The sequence below is a fragment of the Ralstonia sp. 25mfcol4.1 genome (assembly GCF_900104095.1).
Lineage (GTDB): Bacteria > Pseudomonadota > Gammaproteobacteria > Burkholderiales > Burkholderiaceae > Cupriavidus.
On the sequence record NZ_FNJO01000005.1, the window covers coordinates 158,351 to 180,595 of the forward strand.

The 22,245-nt window shown below is 66.8% G+C and carries 18 protein-coding genes; 8 read left to right on the forward strand and 10 right to left on the reverse strand.

Annotated elements, in window-relative coordinates; genetic code table 11:
- Positions 1–9 precede the first annotated feature (9 nt).
- The 4 genes from cobN to BLQ58_RS11070 all read left to right on the forward strand — a co-directional run bounded on the left by cobN (position 10) and on the right by BLQ58_RS11070 (position 6,673).
- Positions 10–3,792 carry a cobaltochelatase subunit CobN gene (cobN, locus tag BLQ58_RS11055; protein ID WP_092597670.1) on the forward strand — a complete coding sequence of 1,261 codons (3,783 nt, stop codon included), beginning with the start codon at positions 10–12 and terminating at the stop codon, positions 3,790–3,792.
- Positions 3,789–4,820: a magnesium chelatase ATPase subunit I gene (locus BLQ58_RS11060; RefSeq protein ID WP_092597673.1), complete on the forward strand. Its 1,032-nt coding sequence runs from the start codon at positions 3,789–3,791 to the stop codon at positions 4,818–4,820. Before cobN ends, BLQ58_RS11060 begins: the two co-directional genes overlap by 4 nt.
- Before the next feature lie 146 nt (positions 4,821–4,966).
- Positions 4,967–5,500 carry a vWA domain-containing protein gene (locus BLQ58_RS11065; RefSeq protein WP_092597676.1) on the forward strand — a complete coding sequence of 178 codons (534 nt, stop codon included), beginning with the start codon at positions 4,967–4,969 and terminating at the stop codon, positions 5,498–5,500.
- A 99-nt stretch (positions 5,501–5,599) separates the two neighbouring features.
- Positions 5,600–6,673, forward strand: a complete 1,074-nt coding sequence (locus BLQ58_RS11070) for a methyl-accepting chemotaxis protein (RefSeq protein ID WP_092597679.1) — start codon at positions 5,600–5,602, stop codon at positions 6,671–6,673.
- Positions 6,674–6,698: 25 nt separating this feature from the next.
- Here BLQ58_RS11070 and BLQ58_RS11075 read toward each other — a convergent pair whose 3' ends face one another.
- Positions 6,699–7,583 (reverse strand): alpha/beta hydrolase, encoded by an 885-nt coding sequence (locus BLQ58_RS11075; protein ID WP_092597682.1) that lies wholly within the window; start codon positions 7,581–7,583, stop codon positions 6,699–6,701.
- Between the two features lie 465 nt (positions 7,584–8,048).
- Here BLQ58_RS11075 and BLQ58_RS11080 point away from each other — a divergent pair, with 465 nt between their 5' ends.
- Both BLQ58_RS11080 and BLQ58_RS11085 read left to right on the forward strand, forming a co-directional pair.
- Complete coding sequence (locus BLQ58_RS11080; RefSeq protein ID WP_092597685.1) at positions 8,049–8,552, forward strand: copper resistance protein CopQ; 504 nt, start codon at positions 8,049–8,051, stop codon at positions 8,550–8,552.
- 270 nt (positions 8,553–8,822) lie between these two features.
- Positions 8,823–9,437, forward strand: coding sequence for a TetR/AcrR family transcriptional regulator (locus BLQ58_RS11085; protein WP_092597688.1), 615 nt, complete (start codon positions 8,823–8,825; stop codon positions 9,435–9,437).
- A gap of 122 nt (positions 9,438–9,559) precedes the next feature.
- Here BLQ58_RS11085 and BLQ58_RS11090 read toward each other — a convergent pair whose 3' ends face one another.
- The 6 genes from BLQ58_RS11090 to BLQ58_RS11115 form a co-directional block, all read right to left on the reverse strand.
- Positions 9,560–10,492: an MBL fold metallo-hydrolase gene (locus tag BLQ58_RS11090; RefSeq protein ID WP_092597691.1), complete on the reverse strand. Its 933-nt coding sequence runs from the start codon at positions 10,490–10,492 to the stop codon at positions 9,560–9,562.
- 216 nt (positions 10,493–10,708) lie between these two features.
- A complete protein-coding gene (locus tag BLQ58_RS11095) occupies positions 10,709–11,371 on the reverse strand; it encodes a dihydrofolate reductase family protein (protein ID WP_092597694.1) in 663 nt (220 codons plus the stop codon).
- A gap of 175 nt (positions 11,372–11,546) precedes the next feature.
- Positions 11,547–13,127: an isocitrate lyase gene (locus BLQ58_RS11100; protein ID WP_092597697.1), complete on the reverse strand. Its 1,581-nt coding sequence runs from the start codon at positions 13,125–13,127 to the stop codon at positions 11,547–11,549.
- A gap of 295 nt (positions 13,128–13,422) precedes the next feature.
- Positions 13,423–14,172 carry an alpha/beta fold hydrolase gene (locus BLQ58_RS11105; RefSeq protein WP_092597700.1) on the reverse strand — a complete coding sequence of 250 codons (750 nt, stop codon included), beginning with the start codon at positions 14,170–14,172 and terminating at the stop codon, positions 13,423–13,425.
- Positions 14,169–15,200 carry a M14 family zinc carboxypeptidase gene (locus tag BLQ58_RS11110; RefSeq protein WP_092597703.1) on the reverse strand — a complete coding sequence of 344 codons (1,032 nt, stop codon included), beginning with the start codon at positions 15,198–15,200 and terminating at the stop codon, positions 14,169–14,171. Before BLQ58_RS11110 ends, BLQ58_RS11105 begins: the two co-directional genes overlap by 4 nt.
- 23 nt (positions 15,201–15,223) lie before the next feature.
- On the reverse strand, positions 15,224–16,138 hold the full coding sequence (locus BLQ58_RS11115; protein ID WP_092597705.1) for a LysR substrate-binding domain-containing protein: 915 nt from the start codon (positions 16,136–16,138) through the stop codon (positions 15,224–15,226).
- A 193-nt stretch (positions 16,139–16,331) separates the two neighbouring features.
- Between BLQ58_RS11115 and BLQ58_RS11120 the strand changes: the two genes are divergently transcribed.
- Positions 16,332–17,591 carry a glutamate carboxypeptidase gene (locus tag BLQ58_RS11120; protein ID WP_092597708.1) on the forward strand — a complete coding sequence of 420 codons (1,260 nt, stop codon included), beginning with the start codon at positions 16,332–16,334 and terminating at the stop codon, positions 17,589–17,591.
- A gap of 1 nt (position 17,592) precedes the next feature.
- Here the strand turns inward: BLQ58_RS11120 and BLQ58_RS11125 are convergent, their stop codons facing one another.
- Positions 17,593–19,743, reverse strand: coding sequence for a phosphocholine-specific phospholipase C (locus BLQ58_RS11125; protein WP_092597711.1), 2,151 nt, complete (start codon positions 19,741–19,743; stop codon positions 17,593–17,595).
- A gap of 64 nt (positions 19,744–19,807) precedes the next feature.
- Positions 19,808–19,990 (reverse strand): hypothetical protein, encoded by a 183-nt coding sequence (locus tag BLQ58_RS11130; protein WP_092597714.1) that lies wholly within the window; start codon positions 19,988–19,990, stop codon positions 19,808–19,810.
- Positions 19,991–20,461: 471 nt separating this feature from the next.
- On the opposite strand from BLQ58_RS11130, the gene BLQ58_RS11135 reads away from it, so the two are divergent.
- Positions 20,462–20,944 (forward strand): hypothetical protein, encoded by a 483-nt coding sequence (locus tag BLQ58_RS11135; protein WP_092597717.1) that lies wholly within the window; start codon positions 20,462–20,464, stop codon positions 20,942–20,944.
- 14 nt (positions 20,945–20,958) lie between these two features.
- On the opposite strand, the gene BLQ58_RS11140 is transcribed toward BLQ58_RS11135, so the two are convergent.
- A complete protein-coding gene (locus BLQ58_RS11140) occupies positions 20,959–22,107 on the reverse strand; it encodes a DSD1 family PLP-dependent enzyme (protein ID WP_092597719.1) in 1,149 nt (382 codons plus the stop codon).
- Positions 22,108–22,245: the final 138 nt, after the last annotated feature.

Below are 22,245 nucleotides of genomic sequence, written 5' to 3' on the forward strand. Positions count from 1 at the left end.
ACCCAGGCGATGCATCTGCTGTCCACCCGGCCCGGCGGCTTTGTCGAAGACAGCGCCGTGGTGCTGCGCATTGCGCAGACGCCGGGCGACATCGTCATCCTGAGCGCGGCCGACACCACGCTATCGCTGCTGGCCGCCGCCGTGCCCAGGCTGGGCGCCGACTACCCGAGCGTGCGGCTGGCCAACCAGATGTACCTGCGCCAGCCGGCGTCGCTCGATCTCTATATCGACGACGTCCTGCAGTACGCGCGGGTGGTGGTGGTGGACCACCTGGGCGGGGCCAGTGACTGGGCCTACGGGCTGGAGCGGCTGCCCGAACTGGCGCGCGCCCGTGGGCAGTTGCTGGTGATGTTCTCGGGCGACCTGGAAGAAGACGACAACATCGGGCGGCTTGGCAGCGCGCCACCGGCGCTGTCGCACCAGCTCTGGCGCTATCTGCGCGAGGGCGGGGCGGCCAATGCCGAGCAGTTCTTCCGCTGCCTGGGCCAGCATGCCTATGGCCACACGGTGCCGGTGCTTCCGGCGCAGGTGCTGCCGCAGGCCGCGCTTTACCATCGCGATCATGGCGTGGCCACGGTGCACGACTGGCAGCGCGAATGGGCGGCGCGCGGGCTCGATGGCGCGCCCGTGGTGGCGCTGCTGTTCTACCGGTCGCACCTGCAGGCCGGCAATACCGATGTGTTCGACGCGATGGCCGACGCGCTGCTCGACGCAGGCCTGTGTCCGCTGCCGCTGGCCGTCAGTTCGCTCAAGGAGCCGATCTGCCGCGAGGTGCTGCAGCGGCTGTGCGACGCCCACGGCGTCTCGCTGGTGCTCAATACCACGGCGTTCTCGGTGGCGTCGCTCGACACGGCGGGCGAAGCCGATAGTCCGCTGGCCAACGACGCCCCGGTGCTGCAGGTGATCCTGAGTGGCGGCAATCGCGAGGACTGGCTGGCCGACAGCCAGGGCCTGGGCACGCGCGACGTGGCCATGCACGTGGCGATGCCCGAGGTGGACGGCCGCATCATCACGCGCGCGGTGAGCTTCAAGGGGCTGGCGTATCGGTGCCCGCATACCGAGGTCGATGTGGTGCGCTATCGGCCCGACGCCGGGCGAGTGGGTTTCGTGGCCGAACTGGCGCGCCGCTGGTGCCGGCTGCGCACGCTGCCGGCCGCCAAAAAGCGCCTGGCGCTGATCCTTGCCAACTACCCGGCCAGCGAAGGGCGCATCGGCAATGGTGTCGGGCTCGACACGCCGGCGTCGGTGGTGCGGATCCTGGCCATGCTGAAGGACGCCGGCTATACCGTGGGACCGCTGCCTGCCGATGGCGATGCGTTGATGCAGGGCCTGACGCGCGGCGTGACCAACGATCTGGCGCAGCATGCGTGGCGGCCCGCGTTCCAGAGCGTGGCGATGGCCGACTACTGCGAGTGGCTCGCGCAACTGCCGCAGGCCAACCAGGACGCCATCACCGCCCGGTGGGGCAGCCCGGACGCCGATCCGATGGTGCGCGATGGCCGCTTCATGATTGCCGGCGTGCGCACCGGCAATGTGTTCGTCGGTATCCAGCCCGCCCGAGCGTATGGCGTGGACGACTACGCCAGCTATCACGATGCCGAACTGGTGCCGCCGCACGGCTACCTGGCGTTCTATTTCTGGCTGCGGCACACCTTCGGCATCGATGCCGTGGTGCATGTCGGCAAGCATGGCAACCTGGAATGGCTGCCGGGCAAGAGCGTGGCGCTGTCGGATGCCTGCTGGCCCGACGCGATCCTGGGCCCGCTGCCGCACCTGTATCCGTTTATCGTCAACGACCCCGGCGAGGGCGCGCAGGCCAAACGGCGTGCCCAGGCCGTGATCATCGATCACCTGATGCCGCCGCTCACGCGCGCGGAGAACTACGGGCCGCTGCAGGACCTGGAGCGCCAGGTGGACGAATACTACGAGGCGTTGACCGTGGACCCGCGCCGCGCGAAGCTGCTGCGCCGCGAGATCCTGAAATCGATCGTCGGCCAGCAGTTGCACCGCGAACTGGGTATCGACGCCCCGTCCAGTGGCGACGAGGAAGACGCGCTGCTGAACCGTACCGATGCCTGGCTGTGCGAACTGAAGGAGTCCCAGATCCGGGACGGCCTGCATGTGTTCGGCCAGTCGCCGCAGGGTCGCCAGCGCCGCGATACGCTGGCCGCGCTGGCGCGCTTTCCGGTGGGCGATGGGCTCGACGGGCGGGGCAGCCTGCTGGGTGCGCTGGCGCAAGACCTGTCGCTGGGCGATGGCTTCGATCCGCTCGACGCGGACTGGGCCGCGCCCTGGACTGGACCCCGCCCCGAGGCGCTGGCCGCCGTGGATGACGCGCCGTGGCGCCATCATGGTGATACGCGCGAGCGGCTGGAAGTGCTGGCACTGCGCCTGCTGGATGAAGACGCGCCGGCCGGGCCGCAGTCGGCCGCCGTGCTGGCACGCCTGCGCGAACACGTGGCGCCGCGTCTGGATGCTTGCGGCCCGCAGGAGCTGCTGCAACTGGAGCGCGGGCTGCGGGGATGCTTCGTGCCCGCCGGGCCAAGCGGCGCGCCATCGCGCGGCCGCCCCGACGTGCTGCCCACCGGGCGCAACTTTTATTCGGTCGACACGCGCGCCGTGCCCACGCGCACGGCCTGGACGCTGGGCCTGCGCGCGGCCGACCAGCTGATCGAGCGGCACCTGCAGGAGCACGGCGAGTACCCGCGTGCCGTGGGGCTGTCGGTCTGGGGCACGGCCACCATGCGCACGGGCGGCGACGATATCGCGCAGGCCATGGCGTTGCTGGGGGTTCGGCCCAAATGGGCGCATGGCAGCCATCGCGTGGTCGATTTCGAGATCCTGCCGATGGCCATCTTCGACCGCCCGCGCGTGGACGTGACGCTGCGGGTGTCCGGCTTCTTCCGCGATGCATTCGCCAACCTGGTGGCGATTTTCGATGCCGCCGTGCGGGCGGTGGCGGCGCTGGACGAACCCGAGGACGTCAACCCGATCCGCGCCCGCGTGCTGGCCGAACAGCATGCGCTGGCGCAGCAGGGCATGGACGCCGACGCTGCGCTGGAACGCGCCAGCTGGCGCGTATTCGGCGCGCGGCCGGGCGACTATGGCACGGGCCTGCAGGCCCTGATCGACGGGCGGCACTGGCAGACCGATGGCGACCTGGCCCATGCCTACCTGCACGCCGGCGGTTACGCGTACGGCCAGCAGGCCGATGGCGTCGAGGCCCGCGACACGTTTGCCACCCGGCTGGCAGAGATCGACGTGGTGCTGCAGAACCAGGACAACCGCGAGCACGACATCCTGGACGCCAACGATTACTACCAGTTCCAGGGCGGCATGGTGGCAGCCGTGCGCCACCTGGGCGGCGCGCAGCCGGCCATCTATCACGGCGACCACGCCAACCCGGCGGCCCCGCGCGTGCGGACGCTGGGCGAGGAGATCGCCCGCGTGATCCGCACGCGCGTGGTCAATCCGAAGTGGATCGATGGCGTAAAGCGGCACGGCTACAAGGGTGCGTTCGAAATGGCGGCCACGGTGGACTACCTGTTCGGCTACGATGCCACGGCCCGCGTGGTGGGCGATCACCAGTACGCGCTGGTGGCCGATGCCTACGTGCACGACGATGCCACGCGCGATTTCCTGGCGCGGCACAATCCGCGCGCCCTGCAGGGCATATGTGAGCGCCTGCTGGAAGCCATGGAGCGCGGACTTTGGCAGGAACCGGGCGACCAGCGCGAGCGCATCGCCCATCATCTGCTCGGCAACGAACAGCGTCTGGAAGGGATGCAATGACCCACACCGCCCATGGCGCGACCCTGCGCCCGATCTTTCCGTTCAGCGCCCTGGTGGGGCAGGAAGCCCTGCAACAGGCACTGCTGCTGGCCGCCGTTGACCCCGGCATCGGCGGCGTGCTGGTCACGGGTCCGCGCGGCACCGCCAAGTCCACCGCGGCGCGGGCGCTGGCCGAATTGCTGCCCACGGGCCAGTTCGTGACGCTGCCGCTGGGCGCCAGCGAAGAGCAGCTGACCGGCACGCTGGACCTGGGCCACGTGCTGCAGCAGGGCGAGGTGCGGTTCCAGCCCGGCCTGCTGGCACGGGCGCACGACGGCGTGCTGTACGTCGACGAGGTGAACCTGCTGCCCGATCCGCTGGTGGACCAGTTGCTCGACGTGGCGGCCAGCGGCGTCAACGTGGTGGAGCGCGATGGCGTCTCGCACCAGCATCCGGCGCGTTTCGTGCTGGTCGGCACGATGAATCCCGAGGAGGGCGAACTGCGGCCGCAACTGCTGGACCGCTTTGGGCTGGCGCTGGCCCTGTCGAACTACGAGGACCCGGCCGCGCGCCAGGCGATCGTGCGCGCCCGGCTGGCGTTCGATACCGATCCCGATGCCTTCCGCGCCAGGGTGGCGCAGCGCCAGCAGGTGCTGGCCAGCCAGGTCGTGCGCGCCCGCGCGGCGCTTGGCGCGCTGCCATTCGGCGACGCCGTGCATGACCGCGTCAGCGCGCTGTGCCTGGCGGCTGCCGTGGACGGCGTGCGCGCGGACCTGGTGATGCTCCGGGCGGCTCGCGCACTGGCCGCATGGCAGGGCGCGGCTGACATCGGCACCACCCATGTGGACGCCGTGGCCGAGCTGGTGCTCCATCACCGCCGCCATGCCGGTGCCCCGCCGCAATCGGGCCGCGCGCCGGCCCCGACTCCGGAGCCGCAGGCCGGTGCGGCCGCCGACCCCTGGGGCGCGTTGCCGCCGCCGCAAGCCGCTGGCATGGCCGAGGTCAAGCCGTTGAAGCCGTTCGGGACGCTACCGCCAAAAAAAGCCTGAGCCACCGGCGGCCGTCCGGCCCCGCCCGGACCGGCGGTCATCGGTGGCAATCGATCCGTCCGTCATCGCCAGGGCAAACCGCGCACGGTGGCACGCCCGGTGCGCGTATTCACTGGCCGCGCACGCTGGCCGCCAAGCGCCGCGCGATGCTGGATGCCGCGCACCTGCGCTTCCGGCGCACCGATGCGCGCGCCGGGGTGCTGCACTGTTTCGTGCTCGACTGTTCCGGCTCGATGGCCCACGGCGAGCCGCTGGCCGTGGCCAAGGGCGTGCTGGCGCGGCTGGTCGAGCGGGCCTATCAGGCGCGCGCCGATGTGGCGCTGGTCTGCTTTGCGGGGCAGCACGCGGAAGTGCGGCTGGCGCCGGCACGCGCCCGTCCGTGGAATGACGACTGGATCCGGCCGATTGCGGGCGGTGGCGGCACGCCACTGTCGCTGGGAACGGCGCGGGCCGACCAGTTGCTGGCGTGGCAGGCCCGCCGCCGGCCTGTCCAGCAACGGTGGCTGTGGCTGCTGACCGATGGCCGCAGCACCGAATCCCCGGCGCGTCCGGCCTGGGCCGACCACGTGGTCGTGGTCGATGTCGAGCGGCAGGCGCTGCCGCTGGGGCGCTGCCGGCAACTGGCGCAAGCCTGGGGCGCCGATCTCCAGACTGCCGCTTCGCTGCAGATGCGGCCCTAAAGTTTTGTCCCGGATCGGCCGTTAGTCCATCGATAGCCCCGGATAACTTGGGGAAATCATCGAGGAGCGGAACCGATCATGGCCTGGGACAACTTGAGTATGCGCACCCGGTTGGGTGCGGCATTTGGCGTCATCGTGCTGCTGGTGGCGGCCATGCTGGTGCTGGCGCTGGGCCAGGTGGCCGATGGCACCACGCGCAGCTGGCTGTGGACGCTGGCCATTGTCGTGCTGGTCTTCAGCGTGATCTGCTGGTTCCGGCTGGCCAGCGCGATCGAGGCGCCGCTCAGGGAAGCCGAATTCATCGCCGAAACTGTCGCCGCGGGTGACCTGAGCAAGGATTTCGAGACCGAGCGCGGCGGCGACTTCGGCCGGCTGCTGGGCGGCCTCGGCGAGATGGAGGACATGCTCACCGAGCTGGTGACGCGCATCAAGGGTGCCAGTGATTCGATCTCGTCGGCCTCGCAGCAGATCGCGGCGGGCAATACGGATCTGTCGCAGCGTACCGAGGAGCAGGCGGCCACGCTGGAGGAAACCGCGTCGAGCATGGGCGAACTGACCGCCATGGTGAAGCAGAACACCGAACGCGCGCGCACGGCCAACGGTCTGGCGGCGTCCGCGTCGGGCATCGCCGAACGCGGCGGCTCCATCGTCAGCAACGTGGTGCAGACGATGGACGCGATCAGCGTCAGTTCGCGCAAAGTGACCGACATCATCGCCGTGATCGAGGGCATTGCATTCCAGACCAACATCCTGGCGCTGAACGCGGCGGTGGAAGCGGCGCGCGCCGGCGAGCAGGGCCGTGGCTTCGCCGTGGTGGCGGGCGAGGTGCGCACGCTGGCGCAGCGCAGCGCGGCGGCGGCCAAGGAAATCAATGTGCTGATCAGCGATTCGGCGCGCCAGGTGGAAAATGGCTCGGCGCTGGTGGGCCAGGCCGGGCAGACCATGGAGGAAATCGTCCAGGCCGTGCGGCGTGTGACCCAGATCCTGGGCGAGATCGCCGTGGCGTCGGAGCATCAGAGCGAAGGCATCGAACAGGTGAATGTGGCTGTCACGCAGATGGATGACGTGACGCAGCAGAACGCCGCGCTGGTGGAGCAGGCCGCTGCCGCATCGGCGGCACTGGCCGAACAGGCGCAGGAACTGCAGAAGGTGGTGGGCGAGTTCAAGCTGTAGCCGCCGGCCCGGCCGCGCCTCGGGCTCAATTGTCCTGGAGCGGGCCGCCCTGGAGCCACGCAATGACGGGCGCCCAGAACGTCTTCATGAAGGGCGTCTCGATGGCGGCGTTGTGCGGCAGGTCTTCAAAGACTACCAGCCGGCTCGGGCCATGTGCCGCGCGGGCCAGGTGCTCGGCCTGGCGGAACGGGATGGTCTCGTCGCGCCGGCTGTGAATCAGCATCACGGGCAGTTTTGACACCCGCAGCCGGGCGATGTTGTCCCACGGGTTCGGCAGCGCCCAGGCCAGCCAGCGTGGGACCAGCCCGGTGGCCACGGCCGCCGCCCGGGCCGAGCAGAAGCCCGCGCCGATCACCAGCCCGTCGGGCAATGGTCGCAGATCGTTCAGTACATCGAGCAACACGCCGCTGCCTAGCGAATATCCGATGACATAGTGCCGCGCCGCGAGAGGGGTGACAGCGCGGAACTGTGCGAAGGCGGCCAGTGCATCTTCGCGCAGGTGGCTCACGCTTGGCGTGCCGGTGCTGGTGCCGTATCCGCTGTAATCGAACACGAATGAGCTGATGTCTGCCGCGTGCAGCAACGCCTGCACGGGCGCCCAGTCGGCCAGGCATTCCTCGTCGCCATGGAAGACCGCCAACGCCGGCGCGGTCGGATTGGCGGCCGCCACCCAGGAGGCATGCAGCGTCCGATCGCCGCTCTCGAACGTGAATTGCCGCGACGTCACGCCCAGGTCATCGGGCTGCAGCGTGCCGACCTGGCCGGGCACGAACGCCTCGCGTTCGATGGCGCGGTACAGCAGCAGGCGGCCGACGCCCGCCATTACGGCCAGGCTCGCCAGGCCAAGTGCGCCCGCAAACCATCGCCGGTAGTTGAGAGGAGCAGATTGCGCGGTCGGGACGGGCGGCATATGACGATGAGAAAAGGCGGGCAGGTGTGATAACCCTAGCACTTGTGATGCCAATGGGAAGCGGGTGTCGTGGAATCGGTGGCTTCGGATGCCACCTAAATAGTTAAAATTCAATGGGATAGCCGCTGAATTAACGCCTTCAATCGTGGCGATAGAAATGTTTTTAACCCTGACTCCGAATTTCTTCTTGCTTATCTATCTACAGGTAGATAGTATTCAGCCCATGGACAGCGACGCAGCGCCCAAACCGAAAGGCAAGACGGCAAGGCAACGCGAAACGGTCCAAGCAACACCAGGCAGTTTCAGTAACCGGAGGCGGTCTTTTTTTTAGCCCTGGTCCTCTATCTAGCAGTAGATAGCAGATGCAGTGAGGACCAAAAAGAAGGCCGCTGAAATTGCAGCACAGACCCATTGCCGCGCGATCGACCAACGAACCAGATCGCCGGGCATAGCAAGGAGAGCACCATGAACGCCAAGACCATCCTGACCGCCGCCACCCTCGCAGCCGCTTTCGTGACGGGCGCCGCCCAGGCCGCGCAACCGAGCGGCGAAGCCTACGGTTATACGTATCGTGTGAACGACCAACGCAGCGCCTTCACCGACGGTGCCCGCATCGGTAACCGGGACGCCTTCACCGATGGGGCCCGCATCGGTAACCGCGACGCCTTTACCGACGGTGCCCGCGTAACCAACCGCGATGGCCTGGTGGCCAGCATCGGCAAGCGCGATGTCTACACCGATGGCGCCCGCATCACAAACCGCGACGGCTTTACCGACGGTGCCCGCACGGCCGATCCGTACCTGGACGGTGCGCGCTTCGTCGCCGGCCTGGACACAAAGGGCGTTTCCGCCAGCCCGGCCCGCAAGGTGGATCCGTACCTGGACGGCGCCCGCGGCAATGGCCCGCGCAACCCGTACTTCGACGGTGCCCGCGCGGCCGACGTCTATACCGACGGCGCCCTGGCCTGATCGAGGCTGACACCCCGAATCTCGCCATGATCTGGCGATAACCCGACGCAGACGGCGCCCCACAAGGGTGTCCGTCTGCTTTTTTGCAGGCGAACTACCATGGAAGCGATCCGACGCGACGCCCTGGTGTTGGGCGGATGGCTGGCGCTCTGCGCCGTCAGTGGTGCAGCCATCACAGTGGTGGTGCAGGCGCTGGCCTGAACCGCCCGACGGTTGACTCCGGGAAAATCCCGGTTGAGTATCTATCTTCGTGTAGATAAAGTTCCAGCCATGAAAACGCAACCTGTCCGCGAGCAACTGCTCGAACATACGCTGGTCCTGATCCGCAGCCGCGGTTTCAATGGATTCAGCTATCGCGACCTGGCCGAGCTGGTGGGGGTCAAGACTTCCAGCATTCACTACTACTTTCCGTCGAAGGACGATCTGGTCCTGGAAGCGGTGAAGGAGTACAGCCGGCGCATTTCCGAGCGGCTGGCCGGCATCGATTCGAGCCTGCCGGTGCTGGAACAGGCGCGTCAGTATCTGGACCCGCTGCGCCAGACCTGCGGCTCGGGGCAGATCTGCCTGGCCGGCATGCTGTCGACCGAAATCCTGAGCCTGCCCGAGTCGGTGCACCATGTGCTCAAGGAGTTCTATCACATCAACGAAGGGTGGCTGACCAAGCTGCTGGAGCGCGGCCAGCGCGAGCGCGAGACGCCGTATCCGGTGCCGCCCGCGATGCTCGCCCAGGTGATCTACGGTTCACTGCAAAGCGGCCTGATCGCCGCGCGTCTGTTTGGCACCCACGAACGTCTGGATGCCGCCGCCGAGACCTTGCTGGGCGCCCTGTGCAACCAGCGGGCAAAGGCCTTGCTGGACTCCCAGGTGACCTGCGGATCGTTGTAAGCGCCTGCCTTGGATTGCCGAATGGAAAACCGCCCGATGGCATAACGCCACCGGGCGGTTTTTTTATGGCCCGGCGACACCCGCCCTTCAGGTAGGGCTGGCAGCGCCGGCATCGGTATCCATCAGTAGTCCCACTGTACCGGCACGAACCGGAAGCCGTTGCCGTTCTTCGCGATATGGCCGATGGACGGGAAGGCGATATGCGCGGCGGCCAGCATGGCGCCCGTTTCGGCGGCCTCGTTGAGCAGCGCGATGCGCACGTTCGTCGCCACTTCAGGCTCGTGCTCGAAGCCGTTTTGCCATTCCGGATGATCGAAGCCGACTTCGAAAATTGCGTCGCCCACGAACGTCAGTTTTTCGCCATTAGATGCGACGTCCACCACGCAGTGCCCCGGTGTGTGCCCGCCCGTAACGCGCGCCGTTACGCCTGCCGCAACGTGAACGGCCTGGTCGAACTGCACGATTTGCTCGCTGTAGAGCTCGACGAACCTGGCCGCCGCCTTGCGCAGCGCGGGAGGTACCGTTTCCGGCATCACGGTCTTGCTGAAGTCGGGGTTCTTCCAGAACTCGACTTCGGCGGCGGCCACGTGGATGCGCACGTCCGGGCGCAGCCTGGCCTTTACGCCATCGACGTTCAGGCCGCCCACGTGATCCATATGCATGTGCGTGATGACGATGTCGGTGATCGCAGCCAGGTCGATGCCGGCCGTTTCCAGGCGCATGACCGACCGGCCGGCGCGCGTGAAGTACTCGAAGCCATCGCCCACGCCCGAGTCGATCAGGATCAGGCGGTCGCCGCTGCGAACCAGCGCGATATTCAGCGCCCAGTCGAACATGTCGCGCTGCAGAAAGCGGCCATCAAACCATTCGTTGCGGTCCGCCGCGCTCACATTGGTGGACATGGTGGAAGTCGGCAGCGGCAGAATGCCGTCGCTGATCAGCACCACATCGACATCCCCCACGCGCACGGCATAGCGCGAAGGCACGAGTTCGCCGGGACCATCCCTGCCAAGGTTGGCAATCACCGGCTGCACGTTGCGGATTGTTTCGCTCATTTTCATTCGTCCTGTCAATTGAGTGGGTAGGCCGCTCTGGGCGGCACGCGCGATCCGCTTCACCGGGCGGACATCCTCCTCGACCGTCGCACGGCTTGTGCAACCATCGTTGCGACGGATTCTAGGTAGCGCGGACGAATGGCAGTAGGGTCGCGAAAGCCTTCAGTATGTTGATCGCTCGACAACAATCTGTGGCAAGGCCCGTGCTGCAGGTTCTCAACTGGCGGCTGTTCCCCGGCGGCGCAGGACGGTATGCGTGGCTTTTTCCGTCGCCACGAATTCCACGCATTCATATCCAAGGGCCCGCAGGTCGATCCCTTCGAACAGCGGTTCTCCCCGGCCGAGCAGGACCGGCGCGATGGCAATGTGCAGTTCGTCGATGAGACCCCGGCGGAGATATTGCCGGATGGTATCCGCGCCCCCGCCGATCCGCACGTCCTTGCCGGCAGCCGCCTCGCGTGCGCGGTCGAGCGCTTCCTGAATGCCGCCTGTGACGAAATGGAACGTCGTGCCGCCTTCCATTGCGATGGCGGGACGCGGGTGGTGCGTCAGGACAAAGGCTGGAACGTGATACGGCGGATTGTCTCCCCACCAGCCTTTCCAGCTTGTGTCCGGCCATTCGCCACGAATGGGTCCGAACATGTTTCGCCCGAGAATCCAGGCGCCGACATTCTGAAAGCCCCGGGCCGCGAAATCATCGTCAATACCGGTGGTGCCGCCGTCCTTGCCGAACAGGGTTTGCTGGAACGTGCGCGTGGGAAGCAGCCACTGGTGAAGATCCGTGCCGCCCAGGCCGAGCGGATTGTCGATGTCCTGGTCCGGGCCTGCGCCGTAACCGTCGAGCGAGATGGTGAAGCCTTCAACGCGAATGCGTGTCATGGTTGTCTCCGTTTTTGGTGCTCGACGGCTAATGTACCGGATACCGAAAGCGGATTGGCAACCTGAAGGCAGCGAGTGAGCGCCGCGCACGACCCTTTCGGATAACGTGTCGCTGCGGAGCAAAGAAAAACGCCAACCCGTGATGGGTTGGCGTTTCGGCCATGGCTCCAGAAAATCAGAACTGGTTCATGGTGTTGTCCTTGCCGGCCGCCTTCAGGGCGGCTTCGCCGCTGAAGTATTCCTTGTGATCGTCGCCGATGTCCGAGCCCGACATGTTCTGGTGCTTGACGCAGGCGATACCCTGGCGGATCTCCTTGCGCTGCACGCCGGCCACGTAGCCCAGCATGCCCTGGTCGCCGAAGTATTCCTTGGCCAGGTTGTCGGTCGACAGCGCGGCGGTGTGGTACGTCGGCAGCGTGATCAGGTGGTGGAAGATGCCGGCTTCACGCGAGGCATCGGCCTGGAACGTGCGGATCTTCTCGTCGGCAAGCTGGGCCAGTTCGGAATCGTCGTACTCCGCGCTCATGAGTTGGCCGCGCTCGTAGGCCGACACGTCCTTGCCCGCGGCCTTCATCGCGTCGTAGGCCTGCTGGCGGAAGTTCAGCGTCCAGTTGAACGACGGGCTGTTGTTGTACACCAGCTTGGCGTTCGGGATGACCTTGCGGATCTCGCGGACCATGCCGGCGATCTGCTCGATATGCGGCTTTTCGGTTTCGATCCACAGCAGGTCGGCGCCGTTCTGCAGCGACGTGATGCTGTCCAGCACGCAGCGCGCTTCGCCCGTGCCGGCGCGGAACTGGAACAGGTTGCTCGGCAGGCGCTTGGGGCGCATCAGCTTGCCATTCTGCTTGATCACCACGTCACCGTTGCCCAGCGAGTCGGCCGAGATTTCCTCGCAATCCAGGAACGAGTTGTATTGGTCGCCCAAGTCGCCCGGCGTGTGGGTCACGGCGATCTGCTTGGTCAGGCCGGCGCCCAGCGAGTCGGTGCGGGTCACGATGATGCCGTCGTCCACGCCGAGTTCCAGGAACGCGTAGCGGATGGCGCGGACCTTGGCCAGGAAGTCTTCGTGCGGCACGGTGACCTTGCCGTCCTGGTGGCCGCATTGCTTCTCGTCGGACACCTGGTTTTCGATCTGGATGCAGCAGGCGCCCGCTTCGATGAACTGCTTGGCCAGCAGGTACGTGGCTTCTGCGTTGCCGAAGCCGGCGTCGATGTCGGCGATGATGGGCACCACGTGGGTCACGTGATTGTCGATCTTCTCCTGGATGGCAGCCTTGGCGGCGCCGGTGGCGGCATCGAGTTCGCGGAACAGGCCGCCCAGTTCACGGGCATCGGCCTGGCGCAGGAACGTATACAGCTCGCGGATCAGCGCGCTGACAGAGGTCTTCTCGTGCATCGACTGGTCCGGCAGGGGGCCGAACTCGGAGCGCAGCGCGGCGACCATCCAGCCCGACAGGTACAGGTAGCGGCGCTCGGTGCTCTTGAAGTGCTTCTTGATGGAAATCATCTTCTGCTGGCCGATGAAGCCGTGCCAGCAACCCAGCGACTGCGTGTACTTGGCCGGGTCGGCGTCGTAGGCGGCCATGTCGGCGCGCATGATCTTTGCGGTGTATCGCGCAATGTCCAGGCCCGTCTTGAACTTGTTCTGGGCACGCATGCGGGCGGCATACTCGGGGTTGATGGCGTCCCACGCGCTGCCGTGGCTTGCCTTCAGCGCTGCAATTGCCTTGATGTCGTCTTGATACTGGGCCATGTCGATTTCCTGGGAAGTAAGCGTGTTTGAGTGAAGGGTTGCGGGTGCCGCCGGGTGTCTCGAAGCCGAGCAGCGTGGAAATAATTGTATGGCGGTTTTGCTGCGCAGCAACCAACTCTTATATAAGACATAAGACTTTGTTTATCCTTATTTTTCAATGAGATAGAGTGCGAATTTCGGGATGTGGGAAGCGTTTTCTCACAACGAAACCGCCACGTCGGGGCTGGCCCGGTGCGAATTTCGCAATGTGAAAGGTGCTTTCAGGTGTCGGATTCGACGGGGGCGGGCGGCTGACTCAGAGCCGGTGTATCGACGCGCCAGCCGTTTCGCACAGCCATTGCGGATCGTCATGCGGCAGGTCGTGCCCGGCCCAGGGATGTCGTGCGTGGGGTGCGCCCCAGGCTGCCGCCAGACGCGCGGAGCAGTGGGGGTTGACCAGCCGGTCCGCATCGGATGACACCACCAGCGTCGGGCAGGCCGGCGCCCGGCCTTGCGCGCGGAAGCGGGCCGCGGCCAATAGCTGCAGCCAGGCCGCTTCGCGCGACACCGGGGCGCTCTGGCCGATTTCCACCCAGCGCGCCAGGTCGGCGTCGCGGGTATCGAGCCGTTCGCAGGTCAGCCGATGGATGACGCGCTCGCAGCGTGCGCGGTCATGCCAGTGGCGGGCCATGTCCAGCAGGGCTGCCCAGTTGCGCGGCCGCAGCCGCTCGGCGGGATGGCTGAATGGCCGCATGCTTGTATTGATCAGCACCAGGCCACTGACCTCTGCGGGCCACGCCTGGGCCCAGTCGGTGGCCACCATGGCCCCCAGCGACATCGCCAGGATGTGCCACGGTCCGCTGCGGCCCGTGGCCTGTGCGGCGGCCCGTACGGCAGCGGTCATGCCACGCACATGGCCGGGTATGGGCAGGTGGCGTGCGCCGCCGTTGCCCGGCAGGTCGAGCATCAGCGGCGCGGGCAGCCCGTGGGCAGACCAGCGCGCGGGCAGGTCGCCCCAATGCCGCGACTCGCGCGTCAGGCCGCGCAGGAAGATCCATCCGCTCATGGCGCGGGCTTACCGCTCTGCCAGTGCGCGCGCGCCTGTTCCAGCAAGTGCTGGCGGTGCGGCCCCTGTGGCAGCCAGCGGTCGGGCGCCACCGCCACGCGTCCCAGGAAGTCGAACAGGCTCACATGGCGCCGCAGCACGCGCGCGGTGCGGTGTGCCTTGATCGGATTGAAGATGCCGGCCCGCGAGAACAACTGACGCGGATTCTTCTTGATCCAGAGCCAGGACCCCAGCTCCAGCGTCATCGGCAGGAACAGGCATGCCGGCGGCGTGCGATCGTAGGCGTAGTCCCAGAGATCGCCATGCAGCAGGTACTGGTGGCTCTGCGGCTCGAAGGCATAGCCATGGTGAGGGTGAGCCTGTTCGAACATGGTCTTGAGCAGGTACATCTCGGGCAGGTGGGCCATCGGGGTATGCGTGCGCGCATACGGAAACCAGATGCTGTCACGCCAGCCGTAGCCGGAATGGCAGTCCACGGCAAAGCTTAGCGGACGGGGCAGCAGTTCGGATTCCACCACGCGCAGCAGCGCCATGCTTTCGGCTTCCATTGGCGATCCCGCCCGGCCCCGATACCAGGGCAGCCAGCTGCCGATGCGCTGGCCGCCGGCCAGGAAGGGCACGCGGGCATCGGCATTCTGCGGCGCGTTGCGCATCAGGTCCACGCCATTCGGATTGGCGCGCGTGGCGCTATACATGCCGCCGGGATTGACGATCGGCATGAACACCAGCCGAACACTTTCCAGTTGCCGGTGCAGCAGGTCGTCCCAGCTCAGCCGGCACAGCAGCGAGCGCATGTAGTCAAGCACCAGTTGCGTGCCAATGCGTTCCAGGCCATGGATGCCGCCGAAGATGCCGATGGCCGGTGCATCGGGCGCCTGCGTGCCCAGGCTGGCCACCGGCACGGCGAACGTGCGCCCTGGCACGTTGACATGGCACGCGGTGCGGGTGTCGAACCACGGTGCGCCCACTTCCAGCAGCGTCAGCAGTTGGTCGTACTCCGGAAAACTGGAAGGGACCGGACCGGTCATCGGCGGGGGCTCAGGGGGAAGGGTCAGTTCAATATAGGCGCTGGCGGCGGCGTCTCGCAATGCAGCGCGGCCGCGCCCGCGGGCGCGACCAGGCAATCGAGCAGCGCGCCCACCAGCCGGGTGTGGCGGCGGCCGTTCAGGCAGTACAGGTATTCGTGGATCACCGGCGCCGCGCTGGCGAAAGGCACCACGACCAGCGCCGGATCGCGCGGCACTTCGCCCTCCGGCATGACGCTGGCGCCGAGATTGTGGCGAATCGCCTCGCAGATGGCCTCGCGGCTGCCGATCACCGTATGGGGCGGCATGCCCGCGCCGGCCGCGCGCAGCGCCGCCTCGGTGGCCTCGCGCGTCATCGACCCCTGTTCGCGCACCAGCAGATGGCAGGCCGACAGCTCTGGCACCTCCACGCGGGGCCGGCGCGCCAGCGGATGCACGGGGTGTACCACCAGCACCATCGGGTCGGCCGCCAGCGTGACGCGATGCAGGCGGTCGTCGTCCAGCGCGTGCGACGACACGGCGGCGTCGATGCGGTACTCGTACAGCGCCTCGATCATCTGCCTGGAGTTGCCGATCTCGATGCTGATTTCGATAGCCGGGTAGCGTTGCCGGAAGGCGGCCACGCTGCGCAGGATGTAGTACGGCCCGGTGGCGCCGATTCGCAGGTTGCCGATGCGCAGGTTGCCGGCATTGCGCAGCAGGAAGTCGGCATTGCTCTCCTGCTGCATGATCTGCTCGGCCACGGGCATGAGCGCCACGCCGACGTCACTGAGGTCGACGCGGCTGGCGCGGCGGTGGAACAGCTCCACGCCATACAGCTCCTCAAGCTGCCGGATGCGCCCGGTGACCGTGGGCTGGCTCACGCGCAGCTGACGCGCGGCCGTGGTGATGCTGCCCTGTCGCGCTACCTCGTAGAAGGTCATCAGCAGGTCGCCAAGCATGGAACTCCCGGGGGGCAAATAGCGATAGCCGGCGACTATAAGGCGGAAATATGACAGCGTGACGAATCCATGCGCCCGGTCAATCGCGATGGTGCGGCGGCTGGCAATAATGCCGCCTCACGGCGCGAAGGACCATCCAGAGACCCGGACCGCGCCAACGCCGAGGGGGTTGTTTCATTCAGGAGTCAACACCATGTACAGGAGATTGCTTGGCGCGGTGGCCATCGCTGGCGCAATGATGGTGTCTTACGGCTGTTCGGACACTGCCGCTGCACCGCCGACCTACGACAGCGCGCTCGATGCAGCCGCCAGGGCGCAGCAGGCCCCGGTGCTGGCCACGCTGGAGGCGCTGGTCAATATCGAAACCGGCCCCGGCGACGCGGCGGGCATGAAGGCGATGGGCGACTACCTGGCCACGCGGCTGGCCGATCTGGGCGCCGCCGTGACCCGCTATCCGGCCGAGGCCGGCGTGGTCGGCGACAACATCGTCGGCGTGTTCCAGGGCACCGGCACGGCGAAGATCCTGCTGATGGCGCATATGGATACTGTCTATCCGCGTGGATTCCTGGCCAAAGCGCCATTCCGGATCGACGGCAACCACGCCTACGGGCCGGGCATCGCCGACGACAAGAGCGGGATCGCCGTGATCCTGCACGCGCTGGGGCTGCTCGATGCGCGCGGCTTCCGCGACTACGGCACGCTGACCGTGCTGTTCAATACCGACGAGGAGACCGGCTCGTTCGGGTCGCATGCGCTGATCCAGCGCCTGGCGGCATCGCACGACTATGTTCTGTCGCACGAGCCGGCCTTTGCCACGGCCGAGAGCTTTGGCCTGGCCACCTCGGGCATCGCCCATGCGGAAGTCACTATCAAGGGCGTGGCCTCGCATGCGGGCGTCGCGCCCGAACTGGGCGTCAATGCGCTGACCGAGGCGGCGGACCTGATCCTGCGCACGCAGGACATCGACGACAAGGCCCGCGAGATCCGCTTCAACTGGACGCTGGCGTCGGCCGGTTCGGCGTCGAACGCGATTCCCGCCTCGGCCACGCTGACTGCCGATATGCGCTATGGCCGCAACGACGACTATGACGCCATCGTCGCCATGCTCGACGAGCGCGCCCGGCGCAAGCGCCTGCCGGCCGCCGAGATCACCATCGACATGAAGAAGGGGCGCCCGGCGTTCAATGCCTCGGCCGCCGGCCAGGCGCTGGCCGCGAAAGGGCAGGCGATCTACCAGGAGGTGGGCGGCAGCATCGGCATTGCCACCGCGCGCACCGGCGGCGGCAGCGATGCCGCCTACGCCGCGCTAACGGGCAAGCCCGTGCTGGAGGGCATGGGCCTGCCCGGCATGGGCTATCACACCAATGCCGACGAATACATCCTGATCGACGCCATTCCACGCCGCCTTTACCTGGAGGCGCGCATGATCATGGACCTGAGCCTGGGCCGGTAACTCAAACGCCCATCGCGGGATCGGACGTGGTATGCGTACCGTTCTCCAGCCGCCCGGCAAAGCGGCGGCTGAATCCGCCTTGCTGGGTGGTTACCGTGAAGTCGTACCAGTTGCCCTGCGGTCCGACCGGCCAGTGCAGGTCATGCGGGTTGCCCGGCGGCAGTTCGACGGTGGTCGGGCCATCGTTGCGATAGGCGTTCGGCCTGACCGTGAACGTGCAGGCCGCGGTGCCACGGTTGATCAGCGTCAGCCAGACTTCAGTATTGGCCTCGTCATAGCAGACGCGGATCTCGGGCGCCGCGCCGCCGCCGGCGGCCTTCTGCGCGCTGACATCGCCCACGAAGGCGCGGTGGTAGCCGTTCGGGCCCAGCACCCAGAAGTCGTAGCGGCCGCCATCGGCGCTGACGTCGATCTCGGCCTTATGGGTATCGCCGGCGTCGAGGGCAATGCGGCGCGGCACATCGCTCAGGTGCAGACGGTCGTAGACGTGGAACACGGCGGCCTGCTTGCCGTCATTCTTGAACAGCAGCGAGAACGTGTTGGTAACCGGATCTTCCAGTCCGCTGGTATGCAGCGTGTAGGGCAGGGCGCGCGACGGGCGCGTGCCGCGCTTCTGCGTGGGCATCTGCTGGGCGGTCACGGCGGGCGCGGGAATCTGGGCCTTGGCATCCTGGGCGGCGCGCTCGGCGTCAGCGCCGGACTGCGTCAGGGGCGTGATGCCCAGCGTCACGTTGGCGTTCGGGTTGACGAAGTCGAACGCCGTCATCAGATCGCCCATGATGGCCCGCCGGTACGCGCTGATATTGGTTTCGGCCACGCCGAACCGTTGCTCCAGGAAGCGCAGCACCGACGTATGGTCGAATACCTGCGAATTGACCCAGCCGCCGCGGCTCCACGGCGATACCACATACATCGGCACGCGCGGGCCAGGGCCGAATGGCGTCTTGTCGACGCTGTAGTACTCGGTCTTGGGGTCGAGCGCGTCCGATGTGTAGCCGATCGGCTCGCCCTTGGCCGTGAGCGCCGGGGCGCACGGCGGCGGCACGTGGTCGAAGAAGCCGTCGTTTTCGTCGAAATTGATCAGCAGGACCGTGCGGCTCCATACATCGGGATTGGCGGTCAGCGCATCGAGCACCTGCTGGGTGTACCACGCGCCCTGCACCGGGCTGGACGGCCCCGGGTGTTCCGAATAGGTGGCCGGGGCAACGATCCACGATACCTGCGGCAGCGTGCCGGCCGCGATGTCGTCGCGCAGCGCCTGCAGGAAGCCGCCGTCGGGCATGGTGTTGGCGATGCCCTTGAACAGCGGGTTGGTGGTGTCGTCCGCCGGCGTGTAGGGCGGATACGGCGAGCCATTCGCGGCGTTGCCGCGCGCCGCGTTGGCGGCGCGGTACTTCTGGAAGCCGGCCAGCGGGTTGTCGGTGAAGTTGTCGGGCATGTTCTGGTAGACCTTCCAGCTCACGCCGGCCGCCTGCAGGCGCTCGGGGTACGTCGTCCACGTGTAGTTGATGCCGGTGGCGTCGAGCGAATCGCCGCTGTTGTCGATGACCGGGCCGCCATGGGTGCCGAACGGGTCGTTGGTGCCAGTCCAGTGAAACAGGCGGTTGGTGTTGGTGCCGCCATGGAAGCTGCAGTGGTACGCATCGCACAACGTGAACGCATTGGCCAGCGCGAACTGGAATTTCAGTTCCTGCTCGGTGTAGTAACCCATCGACTGGATTTGCTTGGACGTGGGCCAGGCGCTCATGCGGCCCAGGTCATACGCGGCCTGGGCATCGGGCTGGCTATGCGGCGTGCCGCTCACGCGCTGGGCATTGCCGACGGTCTGGTCCAGGTGGTAGGGCAGCACGATGCGGTTCTTGTTGCCGCTGGCATAGGTCTGCTGAAACACGTTACGGCCGCCCGGCAGCGGGATCGGGAAGCGGTCGCCGAACCCGCGCACACCGTTCATGGTGCCGAAGTAGTTGTCGAACGAGCGGTTTTCCTGCATCAGCACCACCACGTATTCCACGTCGCGAATGGACTTGGTCGCGTTGTTGGCAGGAATGGCGAGCGCGCGGCGGATGGCCGGCGGGAAGGCGGAAAGGGCGGCGGAGGCGGCGGCGCTGCCACCGGCCATCTTGAGAAAATTGCGTCGGCTGCTGGAGGTCATGTCGGATTGCCCTGAAGGATTGGGTGCGCGGTCAGTGGATTGGCGTACGGGTCTGGCGTGGCAATCAGGGCGCGCACTTCATTTGCGGCTTGGCGTCGGGCGTGCTGGCTCCCGGGCTGCTGGGGGTGTTCGACGGCGGCGTGCTGTCGCTGTCACCGCCGCAGGCGGTCAAGGCCGTGCAGAGCAGCAGGGCGGCCAGCATGCCCAGCGGGTGCCGCCGGGCAAGGGTTCGAATGGCTTGGGTCATGGTCCGTGTCTCGTCCGGGGGGAGTGGCAAGTTGCAGCGCGTGATGCGCAGTGCGTCCGCAGCGTAAGCAGCGGGCAGGTCACCCGGGTGACATCCAGGACAAGATTTCCGATACCGCTATTTGTGATTTTTGCGGTCCATGTACAGACATTGCGGACATGGCCAATATGAACGAAGGTGGCGTGGCCAACGCTTTCGGCAACCTTTCATGCCGCAATTTCTGCTGCGATGCACCACGCGCTGTGCTATGGTTTTAGACGTTTCCCTCAAACCACGAACAGGTGCACCAAAGCAGTGACACCTGCCGAATTTCGGGAAACCGCGCCAGTTCTGGCCTGCAGGGAAGTGACGCGAGATCCGAGACCTCTTGCTCGATTTTTGTTGCGGTTGCAACACGCCGTGACCTTGCTTGTAAACGGGGCATGCCGCCACCAAAGTGGTAGGCGGAAAGGGCGTTCGCAGGAGCTGCATATGGAAAACGAAACCGGTTACGTCTGGCATTACACGGTAGGCACCCCGCTGGTCGCCATTGCGCGTTCGGGCCGGCTCATGCCTGCTGCCGCACATGGGTCGGCCCCCCGATCCGGTGACGGAATTCTCTGGTTCTCGCGCAACCAGCAATGGGATCCGTCCGCAACACGCGACGACGGACTGAGCCAGGCCAGGCAAACGCTGTCGCGTGCCGCCTTGCACACACGCTTTGGTCTCTACCGCTTTGGCCTGCCCGCGCACGACATGCGGCTGCTGCCATGGCCTACTGTCACGCGGGTGGCCGATATCGACGTGCCCGAGGCGATGACGATGGTCGCCAGCGGCCTGCGCTGCGGCGCGGCGCCCACCGACTGGATCGGCACATTGACCGATGTGCCGCTGGACGATCTGCGATTTGAAAAATGGACCGGCGCCGCATGGGCACCGGTCGACCTTGACGAACTGGTGGCCCAGTCCGCCTGATCTTCAGTGGAGGCCTAGCGGCTCAGCCCGCGTGCGGATACCGGCCAGACACTTTCCACCACGCCCGCCCGGATGCCCACGATCTCGTCGTAGAGGTTCAGCGTGGGATCGCAATGGCCGGGCACCAGCATCATCCGGCTGCCCAGTGCGGGCAGCTTGCCAACCAGGTCTTCATGTTTCGGCATCACGATGCCGTGCTCGTCGTTGGCGGCCACGTAGTCAAGCGTGGCCGACTGCTTGCCCTCGGTCCAGATCCATGGCAGCCCCGAGTCCACGGCCATCGACTTCAGGCCCGCGTCCACCACCGCCCGATCGCCGGCCGCCACGCTCATGACCGACGTGGCGATAAACAGGCTGTGCTCGAAGCGCAGCGCGCCCGCATAGTCGTTGGCGCCGTAGTCGGCGTCCATGAAGACATAGGAGCCTGGCTGGATTTCGGTATAGACGCCGCTGCCGAGGTCGAACTCGACGCTGCCGCTGCCGCCGCCCGTCACCACGTCGCAGCGCACCCCGGCGGCTTCGAGTCGCGCAATGAAGGTGCCCGTACGATCGGCCGCGCGCGCGGCGCCATCGCGCCGCTCGTTCCAGCCGCGCAGATGCTGGATGCCGCCGTGATAGGCCTGCAGCCCGCGCATCGTCAACTGGCCATGCCGCGCAATGCGTTCCACCAGGGCCAGCATCGAGGCCGGGTCGGTGACGCCGCAACGCCCCTGTCCGACATTGACCTCGACAAAGACCCCGAGCCTGCTGCCGGCCGCTTCGGTGGCGGCGGCCAGGGCATCGACCTGCGCGATGTCGTCCACGCAGACGCTCAGCGTGGCATGCCGTGCCAGATCGGCCAGCAGCGCCGCCTTGGCAGGCCCGGCCACTTCATTGCTGATGTGGATGTCGCGTACGCCGGCGCGCACGAACGGAATCGCCTCGCTGACCTTCTGGCAGCAGATGCCCACCGCACCTCGGGCGATCTGCGCCAGCGAGATATCGGGGCACTTGTGCGCCTTGGCATGGGGCCGCAGCTTGATGCCGCGCCGGTCGGCGGCGGCCTGCATGCGGTCGACGTTGGTCGCAAAGCGGTCCAGGTCCAGGACCAGGGAAGGGGTGTCGATGGTGTCGGCGGGCTGGCCCGGCCGCGCGGCCGGTGGCAGATCGAAGTCGATGGGCATGGCGATGAAAGAGACGCTGCAGCGAGGGGTGAAAAAGGCGACCCACAGCGTACCACGGCGTGCGGGATGCTCCGCCTTGCGCTCCGCCGTCGGTCATCTACGATGGGGGGGTGTTCTCGCCATCTGCCTCGCCCCAAC